The following is a 23,958-nucleotide window of genomic DNA, read 5'->3' as shown; positions in this document are numbered from 1 at the left end:
TCCTTTGAATGCGAGCTGGATCGACATTGCGTTGTCTTGTGCCTGAATCAATGCAGGGCTCGTGCCTATTTTCCGGTTGTTTGCGCCGCCCGTGAAAAAATCTGGCGAAAGGTTGTTCAAAAATCCACCAGTCCCGGTATGATCGCGCGCCCTGATGCACACGCTGGTAACAAACGATGATGAAGCCGAACCTGATCGCTGCCGCAGAGATCGACCGCCTCGATACCTGGGCCAAGTACTCTGCCCCGATGTGCGGCTCGTGCATGTCCAGCTGCTGCACCCTGCCGGTCGAGGTCAAGATCAAGGATCTGATCCGCATCGGTGTGGTCGATGAGTTCGAGCTGGGCGATCCGCCGAAGAACATCGCCAAGCGTCTGCAAAAGGAAGGCCTGGTCGAACGTTTCAACCAGAAGTCTGGAATCTTTACCCTCCAGCGCATGAGCAACAACGATTGCCTGTACCTGGATCGTAAGAGCCGTCTGTGCACTATTTATGAAAAACGCCCGGATACCTGCCGCAACCACCCGAAAATCGGCCCGCGGCCGGGGTATTGCGCGTACAAGCCCAAGGAAGTGGAGCGCGAGCGGAGTTCGCGGAGTATCGAGCGGTTCTGATATTTCCTGAAACCAGTGGCGGCTGATCGGCCGCCATCGCGAGCAAGCTCGCTCCCACAGGGGTTCTGTGGTGTTCACACAATTTGTGGTTCACCTCGAACACTGTGGGAGCGAGCTTGCTCGCGATGAGGCCAGTACAAGCGCCACACAAACCCCAGACAAACAAAAACGCCCCCGGCCTTGCGGTCGGGGGCGTTTTTTTGTCAGCTAACTAAATGACTTAGTTACCGGACTTCTTGGCAGCGCGGGTACGCTCGCTTTCGCCCAGGATCTTCTTGCGAAGACGGATGGACTTAGGCGTGACTTCACACAGCTCGTCTTCTTGTACGAATTCCAGAGCTTGCTCCAGAGTGAAGCGTACAGGCGGAACCAGAGCGATGGTTTCGTCTTTACCCGAAGCACGCATGTTGTCGAGCTTCTTGCCTTTGGTTGGGTTAACACCCAGGTCGTTGTCGCGGCTGTTCAGACCAACGATTTGACCTTCATAGATGTCCTGGCCGTGTTCGATGAACAGCTTGCCACGCGACTGCAGGGTTTCCAGCGAGTAGGTCAGTGCCTTACCGGTAGCAACCGATACCAGCACGCCGTTCTGACGGCCGGACATGTCACCGGACTTCATGGTGTCGTAACGGTCGAAGATCGAGGTCAGGATGCCTGCACCGGAGGTCAGGGTCAGGAACTCGTTACGGAAACCGATCAGACCACGGGCCGGGATGTTGTACTCAAGGCGCACACGGCCCTTGCCATCCGGAACCATGTTGGTCAGGTCGCCTTTACGGATACCGATCTGTTCCATGATCGCGCCCTGGGATTCTTCCGGCAGGTCGATGGTCACGTTTTCGTACGGTTCGTGCTTGACGCCATCAACCATACGGATGATCACTTCCGGACGACCAACACCCATTTCGAAGCCTTCGCGACGCATGGTTTCGATCAGTACCGAGAGGTGCAGCTCACCACGGCCGGAGACTTTGAACTTGTCGGCGGTGTCGCCTTCTTCAACGCGCAGGGCAACGTTGAACAGCAGTTCCTTGTCCAGACGTTCCTTGATGTTACGGCTGGTCACGAACTTGCCTTCTTTACCGCAGAAAGGCGAGTCGTTTACCTGGAAGGTCATGGAAACGGTTGGTTCGTCAACGGTCAGCGGCTTCATCGCTTCGACGTTCAGTGGGTCGCACAGGGTGTCGGAGATGAACAGCTGGTCGAAGCCACTGATGCAGACGATGTCGCCAGCCAAAGCTTCTTCAACGTCAATGCGGTGCAGGCCGTGGTGACCCATCAGCTTCAGGATACGACCGTTGCGCTTCTTGCCGTCAGCGTCGATAGCCACGACCGGAGTGTTCGGCTTGACGCGACCGCGAGCGATACGGCCAACGCCGATCACACCCAGGAAGCTGTTGTAGTCCAGTGCGGAGATCTGCATCTGGAACGGACCGTCACGGTCGACTTTCGGCGCTGGTACGTTGTCGACGATCGACTGGTACAGCGGGGTCATGTCTTCAGCCATTTCGGTGTGGTCCAGACCGGCAATACCGTTCAGGGCCGAGGCGTAGACGACTTTGAAGTCCAGCTGTTCTTCGGTGGCACCCAGGTTATCGAACAGGTCGAAGATCTGGTCCAGAACCCAGTCCGGACGCGCGCCTGGACGGTCAACCTTGTTGATGACCACGATTGGACGCAGGCCGGCTTCGAAAGCCTTCTTGGTCACGAAACGGGTTTGCGGCATAGGGCCGTCTTGAGCGTCAACCAGCAGCAGAACGGAGTCGACCATCGACATTACGCGTTCAACTTCGCCGCCGAAGTCGGCGTGGCCCGGGGTGTCCACGATGTTGATGTGGTAGCCGTTCCAGTTGATGGCGGTGTTTTTCGCCAGAATGGTAATACCGCGCTCTTTTTCCTGGTCGTTGGAGTCCATCACGCGCTCGTCGTTGAGCTCGTTGCGCTCCAGGGTGCCGGATTGACGCAGGAGTTTGTCTACCAGGGTGGTCTTACCATGGTCAACGTGGGCAATGATGGCGATGTTGCGTAGATTTTCGATCACTTGTGTATCTCGATCAGAGGATTCGGTGTGCTGACAAGTCTTGGCAGCGATTAACAGTAGCGTCCGTGAAAGCCGTTACAGCTTGACGGTGGCATCGGGGGGCCGGTGACGCAGGCCACAGGCAAACAGCCCCGGGCACTTAGCTCGGTCGATAAACGCGCACATTGGCATGCCCCTCACTGAGCAAATGGTGGGCATGCAGGCGACTCATCACGCCTTTGTCGCAATACAGCAGGTACTGGCGAGTAGGGTCCAGTTCCTTGAAACGAGCGTTCACTGCATAAAACGGCATCGTTTGTACCTCGATGCCAGCGAGTTCCAGCGGGTCGTCTTCAGCGGCATCCGGGTGACGGATGTCGATGACGATCTGACCGGCCAGCGCTTCGCTGACTTCTTCAATCTGCAAGTCCTGGCCCAATTCATCGATCACGCGATCGATCGGCACCAGCTTGGCGTTTTCGAGCGCACGCTCGAGTACCGCCATATCGAATTCTTTCTCTTCATGCTCGACGCGATAGCGCTTGGCCGCAGTCTTCGGATTGACCGAGATGACGCCGCAGTATTCCGGCATGTGCCGGGCGAAATCGGCGGTACCGATTTCGTTGGCCAGGTCGATGATGTCCTGCTTGTGGCTGGCGATCAGCGGGCGCAGTACCAGCTTGTCAGTCACGCAATCGATCACTGACAGGTTCGGCAGCGTCTGGCTCGACACCTGGGAGATCGCCTCACCGGTGACCAGCGCGTCGATGTGCAGTCGGTCGGCAATTTGGGACGAAGCGCGCAACATCATACGCTTCAATACTACGCCCATATGACTGTTATCGACTTTGCCGAGAATTTCGCCCAGCACTTCTTCGAACGGCACACTGACAAATAGCACGCGTTGGGAGCTGCCGTACTTCTTCCAGATGAAATGCGCGACTTCCATGACGCCCAGTTCGTGGGCACGTCCGCCCAGATTGAAGAAGCAGAAATGCGCCATCAGGCCGCGGCGCATGATCTGGTAGGCCGCCACGGTGGAGTCGAAGCCGCCGGACATCAGCACCAGGGTCTGCTCCAGCGCGCCCAGCGGATATCCGCCGATGCCGTTGTGCTGGCTGTGGATCACGAACAACCGTTGGTCGCGAACTTCGATCCGGACTTCGATTTCCGGCTTTTTCAGGTCGATCCCGGCGGCACCACACTGACGGCGCAACTGGCTGCCGACATATTTTTCGATATCGATGGAGCTAAATGGGTGCTTGCCGGCACGCTTGCAACGCACCGAGAAGATCTTGCCGGCCAGTGCATCACCGTAGTGCTGCTTGCACTTTTCAACGATGTCGTCGAAATCGCCCAGCGGGTACTCATCGATCTGCAGGAAATGCGCGATGCCCGGCATGCAGCTCAGGCGCTCGCCCATCTCCTTCAAGGCCTTGGGGTCGCTGACGCGGGTTTCCAGCTCGAGGTTGTCCCACACGCCGTTCACCACCACGGCCGGGTCCAGATCGCGGAGCACGGCACGGATGTTCTTGGCCAATTGACGGATGAAACGCATCCGTACCGGGCGGCTCTTGATGGTGATCTCGGGGAAGACTTTTACGATTAATTTCATGGAAACAGCGCGCGCATGGCCTGCCGAAAAAGGGGGGCGCGGATTATAGCGGAAATTGCTCAAGGTTTAACCAGTTAATGTGCAGAAGGTTTTGCGCGCACCAAAACAGGTCATTTATTGAAATGAACGCCACATTGTAGGGCGGTATTTTCCGCTTTAAGGTACTTTTCCGCCTGACAGGCGTGAAATTGGGGCAAAAAACCCACGGTGGGGCACTGGCATGCAATTTGCTCCCTTGTGAGGCAGGTTGCCTTGGCAGAGTATTCGCGCCGGCATCACCCACATTTAAGGGCATCCATTACTAGCCCGAAGCCACCCGGAGGACACTATGTCGAAGTCGGTTCAACTCATCAAAGATCATGACGTCAAGTGGATTGATCTGCGCTTCACGGACACCAAAGGCACTCAGCACCACGTGACCATGCCGGCTCGCGATGCGCTGGATGACGACTTCTTCGAAGTCGGCAAAATGTTCGACGGTTCCTCCATCGCTGGCTGGAAAGGCATCGAAGCCTCCGACATGATCCTGATGCCGGACGACTCCACCGCTGTCCTGGATCCGTTCACCGAAGAACCGACCCTGATCCTGGTCTGCGACATCATCGAACCTTCGAGCATGCAAGGCTACGATCGCGACCCACGTGCGATCGCCAAGCGCGCCGAAGAGCACCTGAAAGCCACCGCTATCGGTGACACCGTGTACGCCGGTCCAGAGCCAGAGTTCTTCATCTTCGACCAGGTCAAGTTCAAGTCCGACATTTCCGGTTCCATGTTCAAGATCTACTCTGAACAAGGTTCGTGGATGTCCGACCAGGACATCGAAGGCGGCAACAAAGGCCACCGTCCAGGCGTCAAAGGCGGCTACTTCCCGGTTCCACCGTTCGACCACGACCACGAAATCCGTACCTCCATGTGCAACGCACTGGAAGAAATGGGCCTGACCGTCGAAGTTCACCACCACGAAGTGGCGACTGCCGGCCAGAACGAAATCGGCGTCAAGTTCAACACCCTGGTGAAGAAAGCCGACGAAACCCAAACCCTGAAGTACGTTGTACACAACGTTGCTGACGCCTACGGCCGCACCGCGACCTTCATGCCGAAGCCACTGTACGGCGACAACGGTTCGGGCATGCACGTTCACATGTCCATCTGGAAAGATGGCAAGAACACCTTCGCAGGCGAAGGTTATGCCGGCCTGTCCGACACCGCCCTGTACTTCATCGGCGGCATCATCAAGCACGGTAAGGCCCTGAACGGCTTCACCAACCCGGCGACCAACTCCTACAAGCGTCTGGTTCCAGGCTTCGAAGCTCCGGTAATGCTGGCCTACTCGGCTCGCAACCGCTCCGCTTCGATCCGTATTCCTTACGTGTCGAGCCCGAAAGCCCGCCGTATCGAAGCACGCTTCCCGGATCCGGCTGCCAACCCATACCTGTGCTTCGCCGCACTGCTGATGGCTGGCCTGGATGGCATCCAGAACAAGATCCACCCTGGCGATGCCGCTGACAAAAACCTGTACGACCTGCCGCCTGAAGAGGCCAAAGAGATCCCACAAGTTTGCGGCAGCCTGAAAGAAGCCCTGGAAGAGCTGGACAAAGGTCGTGCGTTCCTGACCAAAGGCGGCGTTTTCAGCGACGACTTCATCGACGCTTACATCGCCCTGAAAAGCGAAGAAGAAATCAAGGTACGTACCTTCGTACACCCACTGGAATACGAGCTGTACTACAGCTGCTGATCCGGTAGCGCCGCAACACGCGGCGTGACAAAAAGAGGCCTCCTTCGGGAGGCCTTTTTTGTGGGCAACTTCCGACAATGAAACTCGACATCTCCTCGGGCACACACAGCATCGTCCGGCATCAACCAACTTGAATGACTCGTAGCCTGTGCACTACCTGCAATCAATGGATAGAATGATGAAAACTTTCCCACTCAAGACGCTACTGGCCGCTCTCACCGCCCTCGCCCTTCTAGGCTGCACCACAAAACCCCCATCGACAGAAATCAAACGGGAAATCCTGCTTCAAAGCAGCAAGTCGTGGGATAGCACACCTTACGTTCGCTACCCGGATGCCGCGCCCGAGCTGACAGTGCTCAAACTCACGATCCCTGCCAATAGCAAACTCCCCTGGCACACCCATCCGATTCCCAACGCGGCTTACATCCTCTCAGGCGAGCTAACCGTCGAAGACAGGAACAGCGGCCAGACCCGGCGCATCAAACAAGGCGAAGCGCTGGCCGAAATGGTCAATATCACTCATCGCGGCGTCACCGGCGATGAACCGGTAGAACTTGTTGTGTTCTATGCTGGGAGCGAGGGTATTCCATTGGCGGAGTAGTCTTTGCTTCACACAGGGAGTCCGAATGCGACCACTGTTATTACTTCTACTGCTGTCCTTCATTTTTCCCGTGATGGCCCAAATCTACAAATACACCGATGCCGCCGGTAATACCGCCTACAGCAATCAACCGCCCGCTGGTGTTGACGCCCGGGCGGTTGATTTGCCGCCGCTCAACAGCATCGAACGCCAACCGCCCAGCGCTCCCGCACAACCTCAGGCAGGTAATGACGCCGAGCCAATCCACGGTGCCTACGAAAAACTGGAACTCACCGGCCTGCCCACCACAGAAGCGTTGCGCGCCAACAATGGCACCTTCACGATAAACGTACTGATCAAGCCCCGCCTGCAAGACCCCCACCTGCTGCGCCTGCTACTGGACGGTCAGCCCTACGGCCAGCCAGGCAACGTGCCGACCCTGCAACTGGTGAACATCGATCGCGGCGAACACCGCCTCGCCGTGCAAGTGATCGATGGCGAAAACGTTGTGCAGCAGAGCACAGCGGTGACATTCACCGTACAGCGGGTGCACAAGCCTTGAAGGCCTGGCTACTGATCGCCTGCCTGATCGCCCTGCCCGTGTCGGCAGAGGTCTTCATGTATGTCGACGCCCAGGGCAATCGGGTTTTCACCGACCAACCCAAACCCGGCAACGCCAAACGCGTACCGCTGACAACGAGCAATCGAATAGCGGCCAACCCCACCAGTGCAGCGCCGCTGCTTGCCCAGAGCAGTCCTGAAGTACAAGCGCTGTTCCACTATGAGGTGCTGCGCATCCTGATCCCGGAACCCGACGCAACCATCCGCAGCAATACCGGCGAAGTCATCGTCAGCGCCACCAACGAACCCGCCCTGCAACCCGGTCACCGCTACCGGCTGCTGCTCGACGGCCAGCCCACCGCCGAACCCGGCCTGAGCCCGGTGTTCCCGTTGAGCAACATCGATCGCGGCAGCCATACCCTGTCTGTGGAAATCCTCGACGAACAGGGGCGCATCGTCGAACGCACCGCCAGCCAACCTTTCCACATGCAGCGCACGTCTCTCGCCCAGAAGCGCAGGATCAAACCCTGCACTCTCGAAGACTACGGCCAGCGGCCGGAATGCCCGCTCAGCGACAAACCCGGCGAAGAAAAAAATCCTTTCCTGCGACTTTTCTAACCTCACTCAGCTTTGCGCACTATATTGGTGCAATTGCTTGCACCGTACTCACATTCCAACCCATTTTGGTTCGAAAGTACCCGCAGAGGCTGGCAGAACGCCACGCAAACGAGCGTCAAACGCCTGTTTCAGGCGCTGAACGCTTCTTTTCGGAGCCTTGGTTTGGTTTTTGCATTTTGCCCGTACCAGCGTTTTTTTTGCGCATGCTCTGCCCTAAAAGAGGTCCAGATGACCATTAGCGACGCACTCCACCGTTTGCTACTCGACAACCTCACCACTGCCACCATCCTGCTCGACGCCGAACTGCGCCTCGAGTACATGAACCCGGCGGCGGAGATGCTGCTGGCCATCAGCGGCCAGCGCAGCCATGGGCAATTCATCAGTGAGTTGTTTACCGAATCGACCGAGGCGCTGAACTCGTTGCGCCAGGCCGTCGAACAGGCGCATCCGTTCACCAAGCGCGAGGCCATGCTCACCGCCCTCACCGGCCAGACCCTGACCGTCGACTACGCGGTAACGCCGATTCTGAGCAATGGCGACACAATGCTGCTGCTCGAGGTCCACCCCCGTGACCGCCTGCTGCGGATCACCAAGGAAGAAGCACAGCTGTCGAAACAGGAAACCAGCAAGATGCTGGTGCGCGGCCTTGCCCATGAAATCAAGAACCCCTTGGGCGGGATTCGCGGAGCGGCACAATTGCTCGCCCGGGAGCTGCCGGAAGAAAGCCTGCGCGACTACACCAACGTCATCATCGAAGAAGCCGACCGCCTGCGTAATCTGGTCGATCGCATGCTCGGCTCCAACAAGCTGCCGTCGCTGGCCATGTGCAATGTCCACGAAGTGCTTGAGCGTGTCTGCCATCTGGTGGAGGCCGAAAGCCAGGGCTGCATCACCTTGGTGCGCGACTACGATCCAAGCATCCCCGACGTCCTGATCGATCGCGAACAAATGATTCAGGCTGTCCTGAACATCGTGCGCAACGCCATGCAGGCCATCAGCAGCCAGAACGAACTGCGCCTGGGCCGCATCAGCCTGCGCACCCGCGCCATGCGCCAGTTCACCATCGGCCACGTGCGCCATCGCCTGGTGACCAAGATCGAGATCATCGACAACGGTCCGGGCATCCCTGCAGAACTTCAGGAAACCATATTCTTCCCCATGGTCAGCGGTCGTCCGGACGGTACCGGGCTGGGCCTGGCCATTACCCAGAACATCATCAGCCAGCACCAGGGCCTGATCGAATGTGACAGCCACCCCGGCCACACCACCTTCTCGATCTTTCTGCCACTGGAACAAGGAGCCACATCGACATGAGCCGTAGTGAAACCGTGTGGATCGTCGATGACGACCGTTCTATCCGTTGGGTCCTGGAAAAAGCCTTGCAACAGGAAGGCATGACCACGCAAAGCTTCGACAGCGCCGATGGCGTGATGAGCCGTCTGGCGCGCCAGCAGCCGGACGTGATCATTTCCGACATCCGCATGCCCGGCGCCAGCGGCCTGGAGCTTCTGGCGCGGATTCGCGAACAGCACCCACGGCTGCCAGTGATCATCATGACCGCTCATTCCGATCTGGACAGCGCTGTCGCGTCCTATCAGGGCGGCGCCTTCGAGTACCTGCCCAAGCCGTTCGATGTCGACGAAGCGGTTTCCCTGGTCAAGCGCGCCAACCAGCACGCCCAGGAACAACAAGGCCTGGAAGTTGCCCCGACCCTGACCCGCACCCCGGAAATCATCGGCGAAGCGCCGGCGATGCAGGAAGTGTTTCGCGCCATCGGACGCTTGAGCCACTCCAACATCACCGTGCTGATCAATGGTGAATCGGGTACCGGTAAAGAACTGGTGGCCCACGCGCTGCATCGCCACAGCCCGCGCGCCGCTTCGCCGTTTATTGCGTTGAACATGGCGGCGATCCCCAAAGACCTGATGGAATCCGAACTGTTCGGCCATGAAAAAGGCGCATTTACCGGCGCGGCCAACCTGCGACGCGGGCGCTTCGAACAGGCGGATGGCGGGACACTGTTCCTCGATGAAATCGGTGACATGCCAGCCGACACCCAGACCCGCTTGCTGCGGGTACTGGCCGATGGCGAGTTCTACCGCGTCGGCGGCCATGTGCCGGTGAAGGTCGATGTGCGCATCATCGCCGCGACTCACCAGAATCTGGAAACGCTGGTGCATGCCGGGAAATTCCGTGAGGACTTGTTCCATCGCCTCAACGTGATCCGCATCCATATCCCGCGCCTGTCCGATCGCCGCGAAGATATCCCGACCCTGGCCAAGCACTTCCTCGGCCGCGCCGCCCAGGAGCTGGCGGTCGAGCCGAAACTGCTGAAAAGCGAAACCGAGGAATACCTGAAGAACTTGCCGTGGCCCGGCAACGTGCGTCAGCTGGAGAACACCTGCCGCTGGATCACGGTGATGGCTTCGGGTCGCGAAGTTCACATCGGCGACCTGCCGCCGGAGCTGCTGAGCCTGCCGCAGGACTCGGCACCCGTGACCAACTGGGAACAGGCCCTGCGCCAGTGGGCTGACCAGGCCCTGGCCCGTGGTCAGTCGAGCCTGCTCGACAGCGCCGTGCCGGCCTTCGAGCGGATCATGATCGAGACCGCCCTCAAACACACCGCCGGTCGCCGCCGCGATGCCGCCGTATTGCTGGGTTGGGGCCGCAACACCCTGACCCGCAAGATCAAGGAATTGGGGATGAAGGTTGATGGCGGGGATGATGATGAGGGGGATGAGGGTTAAACAGCCTTTAGTACTTCGCTGTCAGTTACATCCAATCGCGAGCAGGCTCGCTCCCACAGTGGATTTTCGGTGTTTTCACTATCGTGTAGACACCATCGAACCCTGTGGGAACGAGCCTGCTCGCGATGCTTTTAGAGCCATCAATGCACCGACTGAATGCACCGTGAACCGCAATCGCGCACAAAAACAGCTTCGAAACCCTGCCTGCTTTCGCAATCGAATACCTTTCGAAAAAACACGAAAGCCCCGAATTTCGGGGCTTTCAGCGCTTCAAACCGGCTTTTTGTTTCTCTTTGTGAAAACTGGCACGCCCCCTGCAATAACCCTTTCAAGTGAATCAGTTCACCCACCCGGTTTCGGGGACCTTGGTACAGGCAGGCCGGGGATTCCCCTCTTTACATCGGCTCACACCGCACCCGCGACGAGCCCAGCCGTTTTGGGGCCCTTGATACAGGCAGGTCAGGGGTTCCCTCTTTACACCAGGCTCACACCGCATTCGCGACGAGCCTCCCGTTTCGGGAACCTTGGTACAGGCAGGCCGGGGATTCCCTCTTTTATTGCTCCCGGAGATGGATCTCCAGCCGCCAGCGGTCATCGACCTCGCTACCGGCCCACTCGCCCTGCAGGGGCCGGGCCGCCACCAGTGTCAGCAACAACCCCCCATCGCTCAAACGTACCCGCCAGTTCACGTCCTTGCCGCCGAGCTTGAGCTGACCTTTCTGCGCCTTGCCCTCGGCGCCAAACAGCAGCGCGACACTGCCATCAACCATCTCGCCGTGGGTCTTGGGTTCGTTGTTGAACCACACCACCAGCCCGTCGTTCGTCACTTCCACCTGCTGCAACTGACTGGGGTCTGGCGTGGTCAGGCGACCGATCATCATCCCGACCATCACCCCGACAATTGCCAGCGAGCCCATCACCCGCAGGAATAGTTTCGAACGCACGCCGGCTTGCGGCGTAGAATGCGCGTCATCTTTACCTTCGGAGCCGTGCATGTTTCACGTCATCCTTTTCCAACCAGAAATTCCGCCGAATACCGGCAACGTTATCAGGCTGTGCGCCAACAGTGGCTGCCACCTGCATTTGATCGAACCGCTGGGCTTCGAGATGGACGACAAGCGTCTGCGCCGGGCCGGTCTCGATTACCACGAGTATGCCACCCTGCAACGCCACGCGGACCTTGCCAGCTGCCTGGAGAGCCTCGGCCATCCACGGCTGTTCGCCTTCACCACCAAGGGCTCGCGGCCGTTCCACGATGCCAGCTTCGTTCCGGGCGACGCGTTCCTGTTCGGCCCGGAAAGCCGTGGCTTGCCCGCCGAAGTGCTGGACGCCCTGCCCGGCGAGCAACGCCTGCGCCTGCCGATGCGCGAGGGCTGCCGCAGCCTGAACCTGTCCAATACCGTGGCGGTGGCCGTTTACGAAGCCTGGCGTCAGAACGACTTCAAATAACACTGCATAAAAAATGTGGGAGCGGGCTTGCTCGCGAAGGGGTCATCAGCTTCAACATGAATGTTGACTGAAAAACCGCTTTCGCGAGCAAGCCCGCTCCCACATTGGACTTGCTTCGACGTTCAGAAATGCTTACTGAACGGTCGGAGTCTCGCCAGCAGCCTGCATGCGTTGCAGCTCTTGCGCGTACAGCGCATCGAAGTTCACCGGAGCCAGCATCAGTGCCGGGAACGAGCCGCGGGTCACCAGGCTGTCCAGGGTTTCGCGAGCGTACGGGAACAGGATGTTCGGGCAGAACGCACCCAGGGTGTGGCTCATCGAAGCGTCGTCCAGGTTCTTGATCAGGAAGATACCGGCCTGTTGCACTTCAGCGATGAATGCCACTTCGTCACCGTTTTTCACGGTAACCGACAGGGTCAGCACGACTTCGTGGAAGTCAGCTTCCAGCGTCTTCTGACGGGTGTTCAGATCCAGAGCAACGCTCGGCTCCCACTGCTGGCGGAAGATCGCCGGGCTTTTCGGAGCTTCGAAGGACAGGTCACGCACATAAATGCGCTGCAAGGAGAATTGCGGTGCAGTTTCTTCTTCGTTCGCAGCAGTGTTCTGTTGGTCAGTCATCGCAGATCCTTCTTGATCCAGTGTTCATTTAGGTTTGCTTGTTTGGGGTATTGCCGTCAGGCCCTGAGCAGCGCGTCGAGCTTGCCGGCGCGGTCCAGGGCGAACAAATCATCACAACCGCCCACGTGAGTGCTGCCGATCCAGATTTGCGGCACGGACGTACGCCCGGCCTTCTGGGCCATCGCAGCGCGCACCTGCGGCTTGCCATCGACCTTGATCTCTTCGAAGGCCACGCCTTTGTTCTCGAGCAGGTATTTGGCTCGCGAGCAGTAAGGGCAGTAATCGCTGGAATAGACGACGACGCTACTCATATCACTTCACCAACGGCAGATTGTCGGCTTTCCAGCTGGAGATACCGCCGGACAGCTTGGCGGCGGTGAAACCGGATTTCATCAATTCGCGGGCGTGGGTGCCAGCGGTCTGGCCCATGGCGTCGACCAGGATGATGGTCTTGGTCTTGTGCTTTTCCAGCTCGCCAACGCGGGCGGTCAGTTTGTCCTGAGGAATGTTCAGCGCGCCGACAATGTGACCGGCGGCGAAATCCTTGGTCGGACGAATGTCGATCACTACGCCTGCGTCCTTGTTGACCAGGCCGGTCAGTTCGCCGGTGCTCAGGCTGCGGCCGCCGCCCTGCATTTGATAGGCAATCAGCAACGCCAGCAGAACGACGAAGATACCGACGAGAATGTAGTGGTTAGTGGCGAATTGAATCAGGTTAGCAACCATCGAAGGAGGTTCCAGGGCGTTAAAATGTCGGCCAGTATACACAGCCACTATGGTGGGCCAAACCCCGTCCGGCGGTGACGTGGCTGGAACTTCGCTTTAAACTGCGACTCCTTTTTCCATTACCCCTTTTACCTCAGCCACGAGTGGATTCCATGACTACCACGCCTAAACCTTTGGTCCTGATGATTCTCGACGGCTTCGGTCACAGTGACAGCCCCGAATCCAACGCCATCTATGCGGCCAGGAAGCCCGTACTCGACCGTTTGTGGGCCACAGTACCGAACGGCCTGATCTCGGGCAGCGGCATGGACGTCGGCCTGCCGGATGGCCAGATGGGCAACTCCGAAGTCGGCCACATGAACCTGGGCGCCGGCCGCGTGGTGTATCAGGACTTCACTCGCGTGACCAAATCGATCCGCGACGGCGAGTTCTTCGAGAACCCGACCATCTGCGCTGCCGTAGACAAAGCCGTCGCCGCCGGCAAAGCCGTGCATTTCATGGGGCTGCTGTCCGATGGCGGCGTACATAGCCACCAGGATCACCTGGTCGCCATGGCCGAACTGGCCTTCAAGCGCGGCGCCCAGAACATCTACCTGCACGCCTTCCTCGACGGCCGCGACACCCCGCCGAAAAGCGCGCAGTCGTCGATCGAACTGCTCGACGCGACCTTCCAGGCCTTGGGCAAAGGCCGGATCGCCAGCATCATCGGCCGCTACTACGCCATGGACCGCGACAACCGTTGGGACCGTGTATCCCAGGCCTACAACCTGATTGTCGATGGCCAGGGCGAATTCAACGCCGCCACCGCTCAGGAAGGCCTGCAAGCAGCCTACGAGCGTGGCGAGAGCGACGAATTCGTCAAAGCCACCTCCATCGGCGAGCCGGTAAAAGTCGAAGACGGCGACGCCGTAGTGTTCATGAACTTCCGCGCCGACCGTGCCCGCGAGCTGACCCGCGTGTTCGTCGAAGACAACTTCAGTGAGTTCGAGCGTGCCCGCCAACCGAAACTGGCCGGTTTCGTCATGCTGACCCAATACGCCGCCAGCATCCCTGCGCCGTCGGCTTTCGCTGCCGGCAGCCTGGAAAACGTGCTGGGCGACTACCTGGCGAAAAACGGCAAGACCCAGCTGCGCATCGCCGAAACCGAAAAATATGCCCACGTGACCTTCTTCTTCTCCGGCGGCCGCGAAGAACCGTTCCCGGGCGAAGAGCGCATCCTGATTCCGTCACCGAAAGTCGCCACCTATGACTTGCAACCGGAAATGAGCGCGCCGGAAGTCACCGACCGCATCGTCGATGCGATCGAAAACCAGCGCTACGACGTGATCGTGGTCAACTACGCCAATGGCGACATGGTTGGCCACAGCGGCGTGTTCGAAGCGGCGGTCAAGGCCGTTGAATGCCTGGACCTGTGCGTGGGTCGCATCGTCGATGCCCTGGAAAAAGTCGGCGGCGAAGCCTTGATCACCGCTGACCATGGCAACGTCGAGCAAATGTCCGATGAAACCACCGGCCAGGCGCACACCGCGCACACCACCGAGCCGGTGCCGTTCATCTATGTCGGCAAGCGCGACCTGAAGGTCCGCGAAGGCGGCGTGCTGGCGGACGTGGCGCCGACCATGCTGAAGCTGCTGGGCCTCGAGCAACCGGCGGAAATGACCGGGACTTCGATTCTGGTGTAACCCGACCGCTCAAACACCGAAATACCCTGTGGGAGCGAGCCTGCTCGCGAATGCGGAGCATCAGTCGACATCATTGTTGCCTGACACACCGCTTTCGCGAGCAGGCTCGCTCCCACAGTGGTTTTGGGGTGTTTTTAGATGCAACTCCTGGCCAGTTATCACACAGTCAGAAATGGGCATTTTTTTTGCCGCCCATGGCGGGCATACTAGGCCGTCCCTTTCCCTGGTGCCGCCCGCCCCTATGCTCCGCATCCTGACTGCCCTAGCCCTGACCTGCCTGCTCCAACCGGCTTTCGCTGACGAGCGCGCAGATACCCAACAACAGTTGGACGCCACGCGTCAGGACATTGCCGAGCTGAAGAAGCTGCTGGGCAAGCTGCAGGAAGAAAAGTCCGGTGTGCAGAAAGAGCTCAAGGGCACCGAAACCGAAATGGGCAAGCTCGAGAAGCAGGTCGACGCCCTGCAAAAAGAGCTGAAGAAAAGCGAAGCCGAGCTGCAGCGCCTCGATGCGGAGAAAAAAAAACTCCAGAGCGCGCGCATTGAACAGCAACGACTGATCGCCATTCAGGCCCGGGCGGCCTACCAGAACGGTCGCCAGGAATACCTAAAGCTGCTGCTCAACCAGCAGAATCCGGAAAGATTCGCCCGTACCCTCACCTATTACGACTACCTGAGCCAGGCTCGCCTGGAGCAGTTGAAGAATTTCAACGAAACCCTGCGCCAACTGTCCAATGTCGAGAAAGACATCGCCATGCAGCAGGCGCAATTGCTGGTGCAGCAAAGCAGCCTCGACACCCAGCGTGACGAGCTCGAGAAAGTCCGCAAGGAGCGCCAGCAAGTCCTGGCCAAGCTCAATGACGACGTAAAGGCTCGCGATCAGAAACTGGCGGCGCGCGAGCAGGATCAAGCAGACCTGTCTAAAGTCCTTAAAACCATTGAAGAAACCCTGGCACGCCAGGCTCGTGAGGCAGAAGAAGCGCGACAAAAAGCGCTGATTGCCCAGCAGGAAGCCGAAAAAAAGCGTTTACGTGAGGCTCAGGCGCAGGCAGATGCCAGCGACGACGCCCCACGCAAACCGGTCAGGTCGACACCTGGCGCACTGGTTTCCAGTTCCGGCGAGACCTTTGGCGGCCCGTTTGCGACAACCCGCGGCAAACTTCCCTGGCCTGTCGATGGTCGACTGCTGGCGCGCTACGGTGAAAGCCGTGGCGACGATGCCCGGACCAAGTGGGATGGCGTGATGATCGGCGCATCTGCCGGCAGCACCGTGCATGCGGTGCATGGTGGTCGCGTAGTGTTTGCCGACTGGCTGCGAGGCGCCGGGTTGCTGGTGATCCTCGACCACGGCAACGGTTTTTTGAGTCTTTATGGTCACAACCAGACGCTGCTCAAGTCTGCGGGTGACGTGGTAAAAGCCGGTGAGTCCATCTCCACTGTGGGTAGCAGTGGCGGACAAGATACACCGGCATTGTATTTCGCGATTCGTCAGCAGGGTCACCCGAGTGATCCGGCACAATGGTGCCGCGCGCAAGGATAAGCGCGTTACCTAATTCAGGAGTTTGTTAGACATGCTGCATTTGTCCCGCCTTACCTCGCTGGCCCTGACGATCGCCCTGGTGATCGGCGCGCCTCTGGCGTTTGCCGCTCAACCAGCTCCGGCGGTTGCGCCTGCGGGCACTGCTGCGACCACCAAGGCGCCACTGCCGCTGGATGAGTTGCGCACTTTTGCCGAGGTGATGGACCGGATCAAGGCCGCTTATGTCGAACCGGTGGATGACAAGACCCTGCTGGAAAACGCCATCAAGGGCATGCTCAGCAACCTCGATCCGCACTCGGCCTATCTGGGCCCTGAGGATTTCGCCGAGTTGCAGGAAAGCACCAGCGGTGAATTCGGCGGCCTGGGCATCGAAGTCGGTGCCGAAGACGGCTTCATCAAGGTGGTGTCGCCCATTGACGACACTCCAGCCTCCAAGGCCGGCATTCAGGCCGGCGACTTCATCGTCAAGATCAACGGCCAGCCGACTCGCGGCCAGAGCATGACCGAAGCCGTCGACAAGATGCGCGGCAAGATCGGCCAGAAAATCACCCTGACCCTGGTGCGCGACGGTGGCACGCCGTTCGACGTGACCCTGACCCGCGCCGTCATTCAAGTGAAGAGCGTGAAGAGCCAGTTGCTGGAATCGGGCTACGGCTACATTCGCATCACCCAGTTCCAGGTCAAGACCGGTGAAGAGGTTTCCAAGGCCCTGGCCAAGCTGCGCAAGGACAACGGCAAGAAGCTCAAGGGTATCATTCTCGACCTGCGCAACAACCCGGGCGGCGTGTTGCAAGCGGCGGTGGAAGTGGTCGACCACTTCATCACCAAGGGTCTGATCGTTTACACCAAGGGCCGTATCGCCAACTCCGAGTTACGTTTCTCTGCCACCGGCAAGGACGAAAGCGAAGCCGTGCCAATGGTCGTGCTGATCAACGGCGGCAGCGCCTCGGCTTCGGAAATTGTCGCCGGCGCCCTGCAGGACCAGAAACGCGCCGTGCTGATGGGCACTACCAGTTTCGGCAAAGGCTCGGTTCAGACGGTTCTGCCGCTTAACAACGAGCGCGCATTGAAGATCACCACGGCGCTGTATTACACGCCGAACGGCCGTTCCATCCAGGCCCAGGGCATCGTGCCGGATATCGAAGTACGCAAGGCCAAGATCACCAGCGAGCAGGACAGCGATTACTTCAAGGAAGCTGATTTGCAGGGTCACCTGGGCAATGGCAACGGCGGCGCCGACAAACCGACCGGCACCAGCGGCAAGGCCAAACCTATGCCACAGGACGATGATTACCAATTGGCCCAGGCCCTGAGCCTGCTCAAAGGGCTGAGTATCACGTCCGGCCGTTGAGATGCTTCTGCGGTTGCTGATCGGTCTGTTGTGTTGTCTGGCGGGTGTTGCTCACGCAGAACCCGCCGGATCGACACCCCACAAAGCCTACCTGAGCCTGATCATCGATGACCTGGGGCAGAACCTGCCCCGGGATCGCCGCGTGCTCGCCCTGCCCGGCCCGGTGACCACGGCAATCATGCCCGACACGCCCCACGCCACCGAATTCGCCCGCGAAGCCCATCGCGCCGGCAAGATCGTCATCCTGCACATGCCCATGGATCCGGCCACCGGACCGTTCGCCTGGCATCCCGAGTTGCCCGTCGACGAGCTGGAAAAACGCCTGAACGCTGCGTTCAAAATGGTCCCGTACACCAGCGGCATCAACAATCACATGGGCAGCCGCATGACCGCACAGCCAGCCGCCATGGCGTGGTTGATGGCGGATTTGCAGCGCCGGCATAAATTCTTCGTCGACAGTCGCACCAGCGCCCAGACCGTGGCCGCAGCCCAAGCGCAGAAGATCGGTTTGGCGAGCGTTTCGCGGGATGTGTTTCTCGACGATGAGCGTACTGAAGCAGCGATCCTGACCCAGTTGCAGACAGCGATCAGCCTCGCGCACAGACAGGGCTCGGCGGTGATGATCGGGCATCCGTATCCGCAGACATTGGCGGTGCTGGAACGCGAACTGCCCAAGCTCAAGGCTCAGGGGATCGAGTGGATTGATATCCGGCAGATGATCAGTGTGCGTGGCAATCGGGCGACGGCTGCGCATGGCAAGGATGGCCAGTACCGCCTCCCGACCACCCGGTAATTCCTCGCAGCCCACTCCATTTCGCGATAACTATTTATACCTGTCGGTACACGGATGCGTGCCACGATAGCGCTCACCCTGAATTTCATCACCAAGGAATGGACATGAAATATCTCAGCTTCTTCTTCGCAGGCCTGATTGGCCTGCTGGCTATTTCCGCAGTGCAGGCCCGCGACCTGGGCGAAGGCGCCGTCAACGATTCACCGTCGAGAGCTTTGCAAAACAGCGAACATCTTTATGAAATCTGGAGCGGTGTGGGACGACTCAGCCTCCAATCGGGCGAGACCTGCAGCGCCGTTCTACTGGATACGCGGAACAGACAAGGCCGAGCCACTGGCCCTGCTTATCTGCTCACCAGTGGTCATTGCGTATTCTTTCAGTACGGTTCGGCGCGGACCAATCTGCCTTTGAAAGCCAGCGTCACCTTCCACTACTTTCATGACACGCCTCAGCGTAAGCGCCGATACGCCATCCGGACCGCCCGATGGAGCAGTCTGGTCGGGACCGATCTTGCAGTACTCGAGGTCGACGCGACATTGGCGTCGCTGATCCAGGCCGGGGTCAATCCGCTCAAGCTGGCGTCCCATCAAATCTACGAGAGTCAGGATGCGCTTAACATTGGCGCGCCGAACGGCTTTACCGAACACGGGCTTCGATTGAGCGCCTGTGCTGAACAAACTGCCGGAACATTCATCGATCACCCTGGGGTGTTCCCTTTGGCCATGAAAAACAGCTGCGATCTTCACGCTGGCAGCTCCGGTAGTCCGATGCTGAACCGCCGCACCAACGAAATCACCGGCATCGTCAGTAAAGTCGTGGTTTCGCGCAATACACCAGCGCCGCCTGGCTGTGAGCACTCGACGTCTTGCAGGGCCGCCCGCTTCAACTACAGCTACTCTGCCAACTTCCTGCACAAGTGCTTTATTGACGGTGTCTTCACCAGCGATGGGGCAAACTGTTCGTTGGAGCCGGTCGAGCTGACTGTCACGGAGCCCTGGAAGCTCAAGTCATACGTTCATAGAACGCAAAACCCGGATGGGCAGATCGTATTGCCTACGTGGGACTTCAGGTTCTCCCTCGAGGCGCCCTTCTATCGCTACAAAACGGCCCATAACGCCAGGGACTGCTATGCTCCCGACAATTACAGCGCCGCCATCAGCGCTGAAGACGCTTACATCAATACAGAAATCGGGCCACAAAGCGGCGCACATGCACTTTGCATTATCGGCATCAGTTCCGGGGAACAGCACCTGACAAGGGCGACATTGAATAACGTGTTTACAAGTGCCGTGTACTTGAGCGCTACGCCAGCCGCTCCGTCTCAGGTTGTATCGAAGTGATGGTTACAGATACTTCGCCATGATGTCGTCCACCACGCCTTCCTTGCGCATCTGATCCAGCGCCGCCTGGAGCTTGGCCACCGTCTCGTCCGGCACGTCCTTGTTCAGTGCCAGGTAAAGTTCGGCACTGTTGAAACGCAGTACGGTTTTCAACCCGTTAACCCCTTCCTGGCGCGCCAGATAGCGCCCGGCCGGGTCACCGGTGGCCCACAGGTCGATCTGGCCGTTGACCAGCTTCCTGGCGTTGTCCTGATCACGCAGCACAACGATCGGGTTGAGGCCTTGCTTGGCCAGAGTCTCGGCAATCGCATCGCCCTTGTAGGCGCCGATCTTGTATTTGCGCGCGTCATTCAAGGTTTCGAGGGTGATCTTGCTGTCAGCCTTGGCGAGCATGATCCAGTCGTCCGGGCCAATCGGGCCGACCCACTTGAATAGCTTCTCGCGATCCGGCAACCGGGCCATGACGAATACGCCGTAACCGGGTTTCTCCAGGGTGAGTTTGTAGATTCGCTCCCAAGGGAAACGCAGCGTCAGGCTGTAGGTAATGTCGGCGCGTTTGAACATCTCGCGGACGATATCGGTGGCGATGCCATTGATGTTCTCGTCCTGAGCGAAGTTCTTGCCGTTCTTCGCCATGTTGTACGGCGGGAAGTTCTCCGTCAGCAACACCAGATCGGTATCGGGGCTTTCGGCAGCGTGCGCCCCGTTGATGAGCAACAGAGAAGCACTGGCGAGAACGAGAAGAAAGCGTTTAAGCATGTCTGGCTACCGAAATCCATGGCGTACCCAAGAGTGCCTTGGGTACGCCATGGTGTCCACTGGCCTGTTGTTTAACGCATCACGATTCCGCGATGGGCCATATAGGCCTTGGCTTCCTGCACCGTGTATTCGCCGAAGTGGAAAATACTCGCCGCCAGTACCGCGCTGGCGTGGCCTTCGATAATGCCGTCGGCCAGGTGTTGCAGGTTGCCGACACCGCCGGAGGCGATCACCGGAATGCCCAGCGCATCGCTGATCGCTCGGGTGACGCCCAGGTCGAAACCGTTTTTCATGCCGTCCTGGTCCATGCTGGTCAACAGGATTTCGCCGGCACCCAGGCCTTCCATTTTCTTCGCCCACTCAACGGCGTCGAGGCCGGTTGGCTTGCGACCACCATGGGTGAAGATTTCCCAGCGCGGGGTTTCGCCCGGTCCGGAAACCTTCTTCGCGTCGATGGCCACCACGATGCATTGCGAACCGAAATGCTGCGCGGCTTCGCCGACAAACTCCGGGTTGAACACTGCTGCAGTGTTGATCGAAACCTTGTCCGCACCGGCATTGAGCAGGTTGCGGATGTCCTGCACGGTGCGCACGCCACCGCCCACGGTCAGCGGGATGAACACCTGGCTGGCCATGCGCTCAACGGTGTGCAGCGTGGTGTCGCGGCCATCGACGCTGGCGGTGATGTCGAGAAAGGTAATCTCGTCGGCGCCCTGCTCGTCGTAGCGACGGGCGATTTCCACCGGGTCACCGGCGTCGCGGATGTTTTCAAATTTCACACCCTTGACCACCCGGCCGTTGTCCACGTCCAGGCAAGGGATGATGCGTTTGGCCAGCGCCATGATCAGTCCTCAGCCTTTGTACGAATCGCAGAAAGCTTGCGCTTCAGCGACATCGAGGGTGCCTTCGTAGATCGCACGGCCTGTGATCGCACCGATGATGCCCGGCGCCTTGGCGTCGAGCAGGGTCTTGATGTCACCCAGGTTGTGGATGCCGCCGGAAGCGATCACCGGGATCTTTGTTGCAGCAGCCAGTGCGGCGGTGAACGGTACGTTGCAGCCCTGCATCATGCCGTCTTTGGCGATGTCGGTATAAACGATCGAAGACACGCCGTCGGCTTCAAACTGCTTGGCCAGGTCGATCACCTGGATGGTGCTGATTTCAGCCCAGCCGTCAGTGGCGACAAAACCGTCTTTGGCATCCAGACCCACGATGATTTTGCCCGGGAACGCGCGGCAGGCTTCGGCGACGAAGGCCGGATCTTTCACGGCCTTGGTGCCGATGATCACGTAGCTCACACCCGCTTTCACGTAATGCTCGATGGTTTCCAGGGAGCGGATACCGCCGCCGATCTGGATCGGCAGGTTCGGATAGCGCTTGGCGATGGCAGTGACCACTTCGCCGTTGACCGGCTGGCCTTCGAAGGCGCCGTTCAGGTCGACCAGATGCAGACGGAGGCAACCGCCCTCCACCCACTTGGCAGCCATGCTCACCGGGTCATCGGAGAACACCGTGGAATCTTCCATGCGGCCCTGGCGCAGACGAACACAGGCACCGTCTTTAAGATCGATAGCGGGAATAATCAGCATCTGGCAAACCTTCAAATTTGAATGTTCAGCTTGGCTCGGAAATCAGTTTTTCTCGAGCGCCCACAGATCGCTTTCGATGCTTTCGAACCTCTCTTTGAGGTGCGCCTGCACATCGAAAATCGCCCTGTTGTAATAATGCGGAGCAATTTCACGGGTAAACAACTCAAGAATCTCCGCCGCCTCGAACGAGCCGAGGTCGAGTTCGAAGCGGTCTTCCATGAAGCGCTTGATCTTGCGATTGGCCTCGCTCTCCTGCTCGGGAGTGAGGGTCAGAATCGGCGGTTTCTTCTTGATTGCCATTTACCAGCGACCGTCCCACGCAGCGAAGTTCTGCAGCAACTGCAGGCCATGAGTATGGCTTTTCTCCGGGTGGAACTGCACGGCGAAACGCGAGCCTTCGGCCAGCGCGGCGGCGAAATCGACACCGTAGTGACCGCCACCCACCACCTGCCGCGCGTTGGCGGCAGCAATGTAGTAGCTGTGCACGAAGTAGAACCGCGCCAAGTCCGGAATGTCGTGCCACAGCGGGTGACTGACCTTCTGCTTCACTTCGTTCCAGCCCATGTGCGGGACTTTCAGGTGTTCGCCGTCTTCATGCAGGTCTTTGCCGAAGAACTTCACCGCGCCCGGGAACAGGCCAATGCAGTCGACACCGTCGTTCTCTTCGCTGGTGTCGAGCAAGGCTTGCATGCCGACGCAGATGCCAAGGAACGGACGGTCCTGGCTGACTTCACGCACCAGCGAATCGAAGCCGAGGCGACGGATCTCCGCCATGCAATCGCGAATCGCGCCGACGCCGGGGAAAACCACCCGGTCGGCTTCGCGAATCACATTGGCATCGCTGGTGATCAGGACCTTGCCGGCACCGACGTGCTCGAGGGCCTTGGCCACCGAGTGCAGGTTGCCCATGCCGTAATCGATAACCGCGACTGTCTGCATTACAGGACGCCCTTGGTCGATGGCATTTGCCCGGCCATGCGGTCATCGAGCTCGACGGCCATGCGCAGGGCGCGGCCGAAAGCCTTGAACACGGTTTCGATCTGGTGGTGGGTGTTGGTGCCACGCAGGTTGTCGATGTGCAGGCTGACCAATGCATGGTTGACGAAGCCCTGGAAGAACTCCTGGAACAGGTCAACGTCGAAGCCGCCGACGGTGGCGCGAGTGTACGGCACGTGCATCTGCAGGCCTGGACGGCCGGAGAAGTCGATCACCACGCGCGACAGCGCTTCATCGAGCGGCACGTAGGCGTGGCCGTAGCGGCGGATTCCTTTCTTGTCGCCGATGGCTTTGGCAAACGCCTGGCCGAGGGTGATACCGACGTCTTCCACGGTGTGGTGGTCATCGATATGCAGGTCGCCCTTGCTGACAATATCCAGGTCGATCAACCCGTGACGGGCGATCTGGTCCAGCATGTGCTCAAGAAAAGGAACACCGATATCAAATCGGGCCTTTCCGGTGCCATCGAGGTTGATCGAGGCTTTGATCTGGGTTTCCAGAGTGTCGCGCTCGACAGACGCCTTACGTTCGGCCATCACCAGCTCCGCAAAATCATTGGGCGAAAAAGGCAGCCATTATAGGCGTGCGGGCGCCAAACAGAAACACGCGAGGTGATATCCCTGACGGA

Annotated in this window: 25 protein-coding genes; 13 read left to right on the top strand and 12 right to left on the bottom strand. The window is 59.1% G+C overall.

Annotated elements, in window-relative coordinates; genetic code table 11:
• The first annotated feature begins 176 nt into the window (after positions 1 to 176).
• Positions 177 to 614: a YkgJ family cysteine cluster protein gene (locus WHX55_RS01620; RefSeq protein WP_108216195.1), complete on the top strand. Its 438-nt coding sequence runs from the start codon at positions 177 to 179 to the stop codon at positions 612 to 614.
• A gap of 220 nt (positions 615 to 834) precedes the next feature.
• Here the strand turns inward: WHX55_RS01620 and typA are convergent, their stop codons facing one another.
• Positions 835 to 2,655: a translational GTPase TypA gene (typA, locus tag WHX55_RS01615; RefSeq protein WP_046041316.1), complete on the bottom strand. Its 1,821-nt coding sequence runs from the start codon at positions 2,653 to 2,655 to the stop codon at positions 835 to 837.
• Positions 2,656 to 2,794: 139 nt separating this feature from the next.
• A complete protein-coding gene (thiI, locus tag WHX55_RS01610; RefSeq protein WP_150755644.1) occupies positions 2,795 to 4,249 on the bottom strand; it encodes a tRNA uracil 4-sulfurtransferase ThiI in 1,455 nt (484 codons plus the stop codon).
• Positions 4,250 to 4,577: 328 nt separating this feature from the next.
• On the opposite strand from thiI, the gene glnA reads away from it, so the two are divergent.
• From glnA to ntrC, 6 genes are all read left to right on the top strand, one after another.
• On the top strand, positions 4,578 to 5,984 hold the full coding sequence (gene glnA / locus WHX55_RS01605) for a type I glutamate--ammonia ligase (protein ID WP_008002929.1): 1,407 nt from the start codon (positions 4,578 to 4,580) through the stop codon (positions 5,982 to 5,984).
• Between the two features lie 178 nt (positions 5,985 to 6,162).
• Complete coding sequence (locus WHX55_RS01600) at positions 6,163 to 6,585, top strand: cupin domain-containing protein (protein ID WP_150726634.1); 423 nt, start codon at positions 6,163 to 6,165, stop codon at positions 6,583 to 6,585.
• Positions 6,586 to 6,610: 25 nt separating this feature from the next.
• Positions 6,611 to 7,126, top strand: a complete 516-nt coding sequence (locus WHX55_RS01595; protein ID WP_353741905.1) for a DUF4124 domain-containing protein — start codon at positions 6,611 to 6,613, stop codon at positions 7,124 to 7,126.
• On the top strand, positions 7,123 to 7,743 hold the full coding sequence (locus tag WHX55_RS01590; protein ID WP_353741904.1) for a DUF4124 domain-containing protein: 621 nt from the start codon (positions 7,123 to 7,125) through the stop codon (positions 7,741 to 7,743). Before WHX55_RS01595 ends, WHX55_RS01590 begins: the two co-directional genes overlap by 4 nt.
• 228 nt (positions 7,744 to 7,971) lie before the next feature.
• Positions 7,972 to 9,057 carry a nitrogen regulation protein NR(II) gene (gene glnL, locus WHX55_RS01585; RefSeq protein ID WP_057712404.1) on the top strand — a complete coding sequence of 362 codons (1,086 nt, stop codon included), beginning with the start codon at positions 7,972 to 7,974 and terminating at the stop codon, positions 9,055 to 9,057.
• On the top strand, positions 9,054 to 10,490 hold the full coding sequence (ntrC, locus tag WHX55_RS01580; protein ID WP_046040882.1) for a nitrogen regulation protein NR(I): 1,437 nt from the start codon (positions 9,054 to 9,056) through the stop codon (positions 10,488 to 10,490). Before glnL ends, ntrC begins: the two co-directional genes overlap by 4 nt.
• A gap of 554 nt (positions 10,491 to 11,044) precedes the next feature.
• On the opposite strand, the gene WHX55_RS01575 is transcribed toward ntrC, so the two are convergent.
• Complete coding sequence (locus WHX55_RS01575; protein ID WP_150726525.1) at positions 11,045 to 11,485, bottom strand: hypothetical protein; 441 nt, start codon at positions 11,483 to 11,485, stop codon at positions 11,045 to 11,047.
• Here WHX55_RS01575 and WHX55_RS01570 point away from each other — a divergent pair.
• Positions 11,484 to 11,939 carry a tRNA (cytidine(34)-2'-O)-methyltransferase gene (locus WHX55_RS01570; RefSeq protein ID WP_150755639.1) on the top strand — a complete coding sequence of 152 codons (456 nt, stop codon included), beginning with the start codon at positions 11,484 to 11,486 and terminating at the stop codon, positions 11,937 to 11,939. The two genes, WHX55_RS01575 and WHX55_RS01570, sit on opposite strands and share 2 nt — an antisense overlap.
• 132 nt (positions 11,940 to 12,071) lie before the next feature.
• Here the strand turns inward: WHX55_RS01570 and secB are convergent, their stop codons facing one another.
• From secB to WHX55_RS01555, 3 genes are read right to left on the bottom strand one after another with little or no spacing between them, the layout of a single operon-like run.
• Entirely contained in the window at positions 12,072 to 12,557 is a 486-nt protein-coding gene (secB, locus tag WHX55_RS01565) for a protein-export chaperone SecB (protein WP_057397192.1), read from the bottom strand.
• A gap of 56 nt (positions 12,558 to 12,613) precedes the next feature.
• Positions 12,614 to 12,868, bottom strand: coding sequence for a glutaredoxin 3 (grxC, locus tag WHX55_RS01560; RefSeq protein ID WP_150726523.1), 255 nt, complete (start codon positions 12,866 to 12,868; stop codon positions 12,614 to 12,616).
• A gap of 1 nt (position 12,869) precedes the next feature.
• Positions 12,870 to 13,283 carry a rhodanese-like domain-containing protein gene (locus tag WHX55_RS01555; protein WP_353741903.1) on the bottom strand — a complete coding sequence of 138 codons (414 nt, stop codon included), beginning with the start codon at positions 13,281 to 13,283 and terminating at the stop codon, positions 12,870 to 12,872.
• A gap of 152 nt (positions 13,284 to 13,435) precedes the next feature.
• Here WHX55_RS01555 and gpmI point away from each other — a divergent pair, with 152 nt between their 5' ends.
• The 5 genes from gpmI to WHX55_RS01530 all read left to right on the top strand — a co-directional run bounded on the left by gpmI (position 13,436) and on the right by WHX55_RS01530 (position 19,986).
• Entirely contained in the window at positions 13,436 to 14,965 is a 1,530-nt protein-coding gene (gpmI, locus tag WHX55_RS01550; protein WP_150755638.1) for a 2,3-bisphosphoglycerate-independent phosphoglycerate mutase, read from the top strand.
• A gap of 241 nt (positions 14,966 to 15,206) precedes the next feature.
• Positions 15,207 to 16,502 (top strand): murein hydrolase activator EnvC, encoded by a 1,296-nt coding sequence (locus tag WHX55_RS01545; protein ID WP_353741902.1) that lies wholly within the window; start codon positions 15,207 to 15,209, stop codon positions 16,500 to 16,502.
• Between the two features lie 31 nt (positions 16,503 to 16,533).
• Positions 16,534 to 17,853 carry a S41 family peptidase gene (locus tag WHX55_RS01540; protein ID WP_150726520.1) on the top strand — a complete coding sequence of 440 codons (1,320 nt, stop codon included), beginning with the start codon at positions 16,534 to 16,536 and terminating at the stop codon, positions 17,851 to 17,853.
• A gap of 1 nt (position 17,854) precedes the next feature.
• Complete coding sequence (locus WHX55_RS01535) at positions 17,855 to 18,646, top strand: divergent polysaccharide deacetylase family protein (RefSeq protein ID WP_353741901.1); 792 nt, start codon at positions 17,855 to 17,857, stop codon at positions 18,644 to 18,646.
• A gap of 104 nt (positions 18,647 to 18,750) precedes the next feature.
• Entirely contained in the window at positions 18,751 to 19,986 is a 1,236-nt protein-coding gene (locus WHX55_RS01530) for a trypsin-like peptidase domain-containing protein (protein WP_353741900.1), read from the top strand.
• A gap of 3 nt (positions 19,987 to 19,989) precedes the next feature.
• Here WHX55_RS01530 and WHX55_RS01525 read toward each other — a convergent pair whose 3' ends face one another.
• From WHX55_RS01525 to hisB, 6 genes are all read right to left on the bottom strand, one after another.
• Positions 19,990 to 20,745, bottom strand: coding sequence for an ABC transporter substrate-binding protein (locus tag WHX55_RS01525; RefSeq protein WP_150726517.1), 756 nt, complete (start codon positions 20,743 to 20,745; stop codon positions 19,990 to 19,992).
• A 71-nt stretch (positions 20,746 to 20,816) separates the two neighbouring features.
• A complete protein-coding gene (gene hisF, locus WHX55_RS01520; protein ID WP_007972752.1) occupies positions 20,817 to 21,587 on the bottom strand; it encodes an imidazole glycerol phosphate synthase subunit HisF in 771 nt (256 codons plus the stop codon).
• 9 nt (positions 21,588 to 21,596) lie between these two features.
• On the bottom strand, positions 21,597 to 22,334 hold the full coding sequence (gene hisA, locus WHX55_RS01515) for a 1-(5-phosphoribosyl)-5-[(5-phosphoribosylamino)methylideneamino]imidazole-4-carboxamide isomerase (protein WP_353741899.1): 738 nt from the start codon (positions 22,332 to 22,334) through the stop codon (positions 21,597 to 21,599).
• A gap of 42 nt (positions 22,335 to 22,376) precedes the next feature.
• Positions 22,377 to 22,634, bottom strand: coding sequence for a DUF2164 domain-containing protein (locus WHX55_RS01510; RefSeq protein WP_093227621.1), 258 nt, complete (start codon positions 22,632 to 22,634; stop codon positions 22,377 to 22,379).
• Positions 22,635 to 23,273: an imidazole glycerol phosphate synthase subunit HisH gene (gene hisH / locus WHX55_RS01505; RefSeq protein ID WP_057712412.1), complete on the bottom strand. Its 639-nt coding sequence runs from the start codon at positions 23,271 to 23,273 to the stop codon at positions 22,635 to 22,637.
• Positions 23,273 to 23,866: an imidazoleglycerol-phosphate dehydratase HisB gene (gene hisB / locus WHX55_RS01500; RefSeq protein WP_003218037.1), complete on the bottom strand. Its 594-nt coding sequence runs from the start codon at positions 23,864 to 23,866 to the stop codon at positions 23,273 to 23,275. The genes hisH and hisB overlap by 1 nt, the downstream gene beginning before the upstream one ends.
• Positions 23,867 to 23,958 lie beyond the last annotated feature (92 nt).

It is taken from the genome of Pseudomonas fluorescens (genome assembly GCF_040448305.1).
In the GTDB taxonomy this organism is placed as follows: domain Bacteria; phylum Pseudomonadota; class Gammaproteobacteria; order Pseudomonadales; family Pseudomonadaceae; genus Aquipseudomonas; species Aquipseudomonas fluorescens_BH.
Note: the sequence above shows the minus strand (reverse complement) of the source record. Positions and strands in the feature narration are given on the sequence as shown.

What these genes read in the sequence shown, in the direction of transcription:
- secB (WP_057397192.1), bottom strand. Translation starts at nt 12,557, where the DNA reads ATGACTGACCAACAGAACACTGCTGCGAACGAAGAAGAAACTGCACCG.
- WHX55_RS01600 (WP_150726634.1), top strand. Translation starts at nt 6,163, where the DNA reads ATGAAAACTTTCCCACTCAAGACGCTACTGGCCGCTCTCACCGCCCTC.
- grxC (WP_150726523.1), bottom strand. Translation starts at nt 12,868, where the DNA reads ATGAGTAGCGTCGTCGTCTATTCCAGCGATTACTGCCCTTACTGCTCG.
- WHX55_RS01510 (WP_093227621.1), bottom strand. Translation starts at nt 22,634, where the DNA reads ATGGCAATCAAGAAGAAACCGCCGATTCTGACCCTCACTCCCGAGCAG.
- ntrC (WP_046040882.1), top strand. Translation starts at nt 9,054, where the DNA reads ATGAGCCGTAGTGAAACCGTGTGGATCGTCGATGACGACCGTTCTATC.
- WHX55_RS01555 (WP_353741903.1), bottom strand. Translation starts at nt 13,283, where the DNA reads ATGGTTGCTAACCTGATTCAATTCGCCACTAACCACTACATTCTCGTC.
- glnA (WP_008002929.1), top strand. Translation starts at nt 4,578, where the DNA reads ATGTCGAAGTCGGTTCAACTCATCAAAGATCATGACGTCAAGTGGATT.
- WHX55_RS01535 (WP_353741901.1), top strand. Translation starts at nt 17,855, where the DNA reads ATGCTTCTGCGGTTGCTGATCGGTCTGTTGTGTTGTCTGGCGGGTGTT.
- WHX55_RS01525 (WP_150726517.1), bottom strand. Translation starts at nt 20,745, where the DNA reads ATGCTTAAACGCTTTCTTCTCGTTCTCGCCAGTGCTTCTCTGTTGCTC.
- WHX55_RS01545 (WP_353741902.1), top strand. Translation starts at nt 15,207, where the DNA reads ATGCTCCGCATCCTGACTGCCCTAGCCCTGACCTGCCTGCTCCAACCG.
- WHX55_RS01530 (WP_353741900.1), top strand. Translation starts at nt 18,751, where the DNA reads ATGAAATATCTCAGCTTCTTCTTCGCAGGCCTGATTGGCCTGCTGGCT.
- WHX55_RS01575 (WP_150726525.1), bottom strand. Translation starts at nt 11,485, where the DNA reads ATGCACGGCTCCGAAGGTAAAGATGACGCGCATTCTACGCCGCAAGCC.
- thiI (WP_150755644.1), bottom strand. Translation starts at nt 4,249, where the DNA reads ATGAAATTAATCGTAAAAGTCTTCCCCGAGATCACCATCAAGAGCCGC.
- glnL (WP_057712404.1), top strand. Translation starts at nt 7,972, where the DNA reads ATGACCATTAGCGACGCACTCCACCGTTTGCTACTCGACAACCTCACC.
- hisB (WP_003218037.1), bottom strand. Translation starts at nt 23,866, where the DNA reads ATGGCCGAACGTAAGGCGTCTGTCGAGCGCGACACTCTGGAAACCCAG.
- hisH (WP_057712412.1), bottom strand. Translation starts at nt 23,273, where the DNA reads ATGCAGACAGTCGCGGTTATCGATTACGGCATGGGCAACCTGCACTCG.
- WHX55_RS01620 (WP_108216195.1), top strand. Translation starts at nt 177, where the DNA reads ATGATGAAGCCGAACCTGATCGCTGCCGCAGAGATCGACCGCCTCGAT.
- hisF (WP_007972752.1), bottom strand. Translation starts at nt 21,587, where the DNA reads ATGGCGCTGGCCAAACGCATCATCCCTTGCCTGGACGTGGACAACGGC.
- hisA (WP_353741899.1), bottom strand. Translation starts at nt 22,334, where the DNA reads ATGCTGATTATTCCCGCTATCGATCTTAAAGACGGTGCCTGTGTTCGT.
- WHX55_RS01540 (WP_150726520.1), top strand. Translation starts at nt 16,534, where the DNA reads ATGCTGCATTTGTCCCGCCTTACCTCGCTGGCCCTGACGATCGCCCTG.
- gpmI (WP_150755638.1), top strand. Translation starts at nt 13,436, where the DNA reads ATGACTACCACGCCTAAACCTTTGGTCCTGATGATTCTCGACGGCTTC.
- WHX55_RS01595 (WP_353741905.1), top strand. Translation starts at nt 6,611, where the DNA reads ATGCGACCACTGTTATTACTTCTACTGCTGTCCTTCATTTTTCCCGTG.
- WHX55_RS01570 (WP_150755639.1), top strand. Translation starts at nt 11,484, where the DNA reads ATGTTTCACGTCATCCTTTTCCAACCAGAAATTCCGCCGAATACCGGC.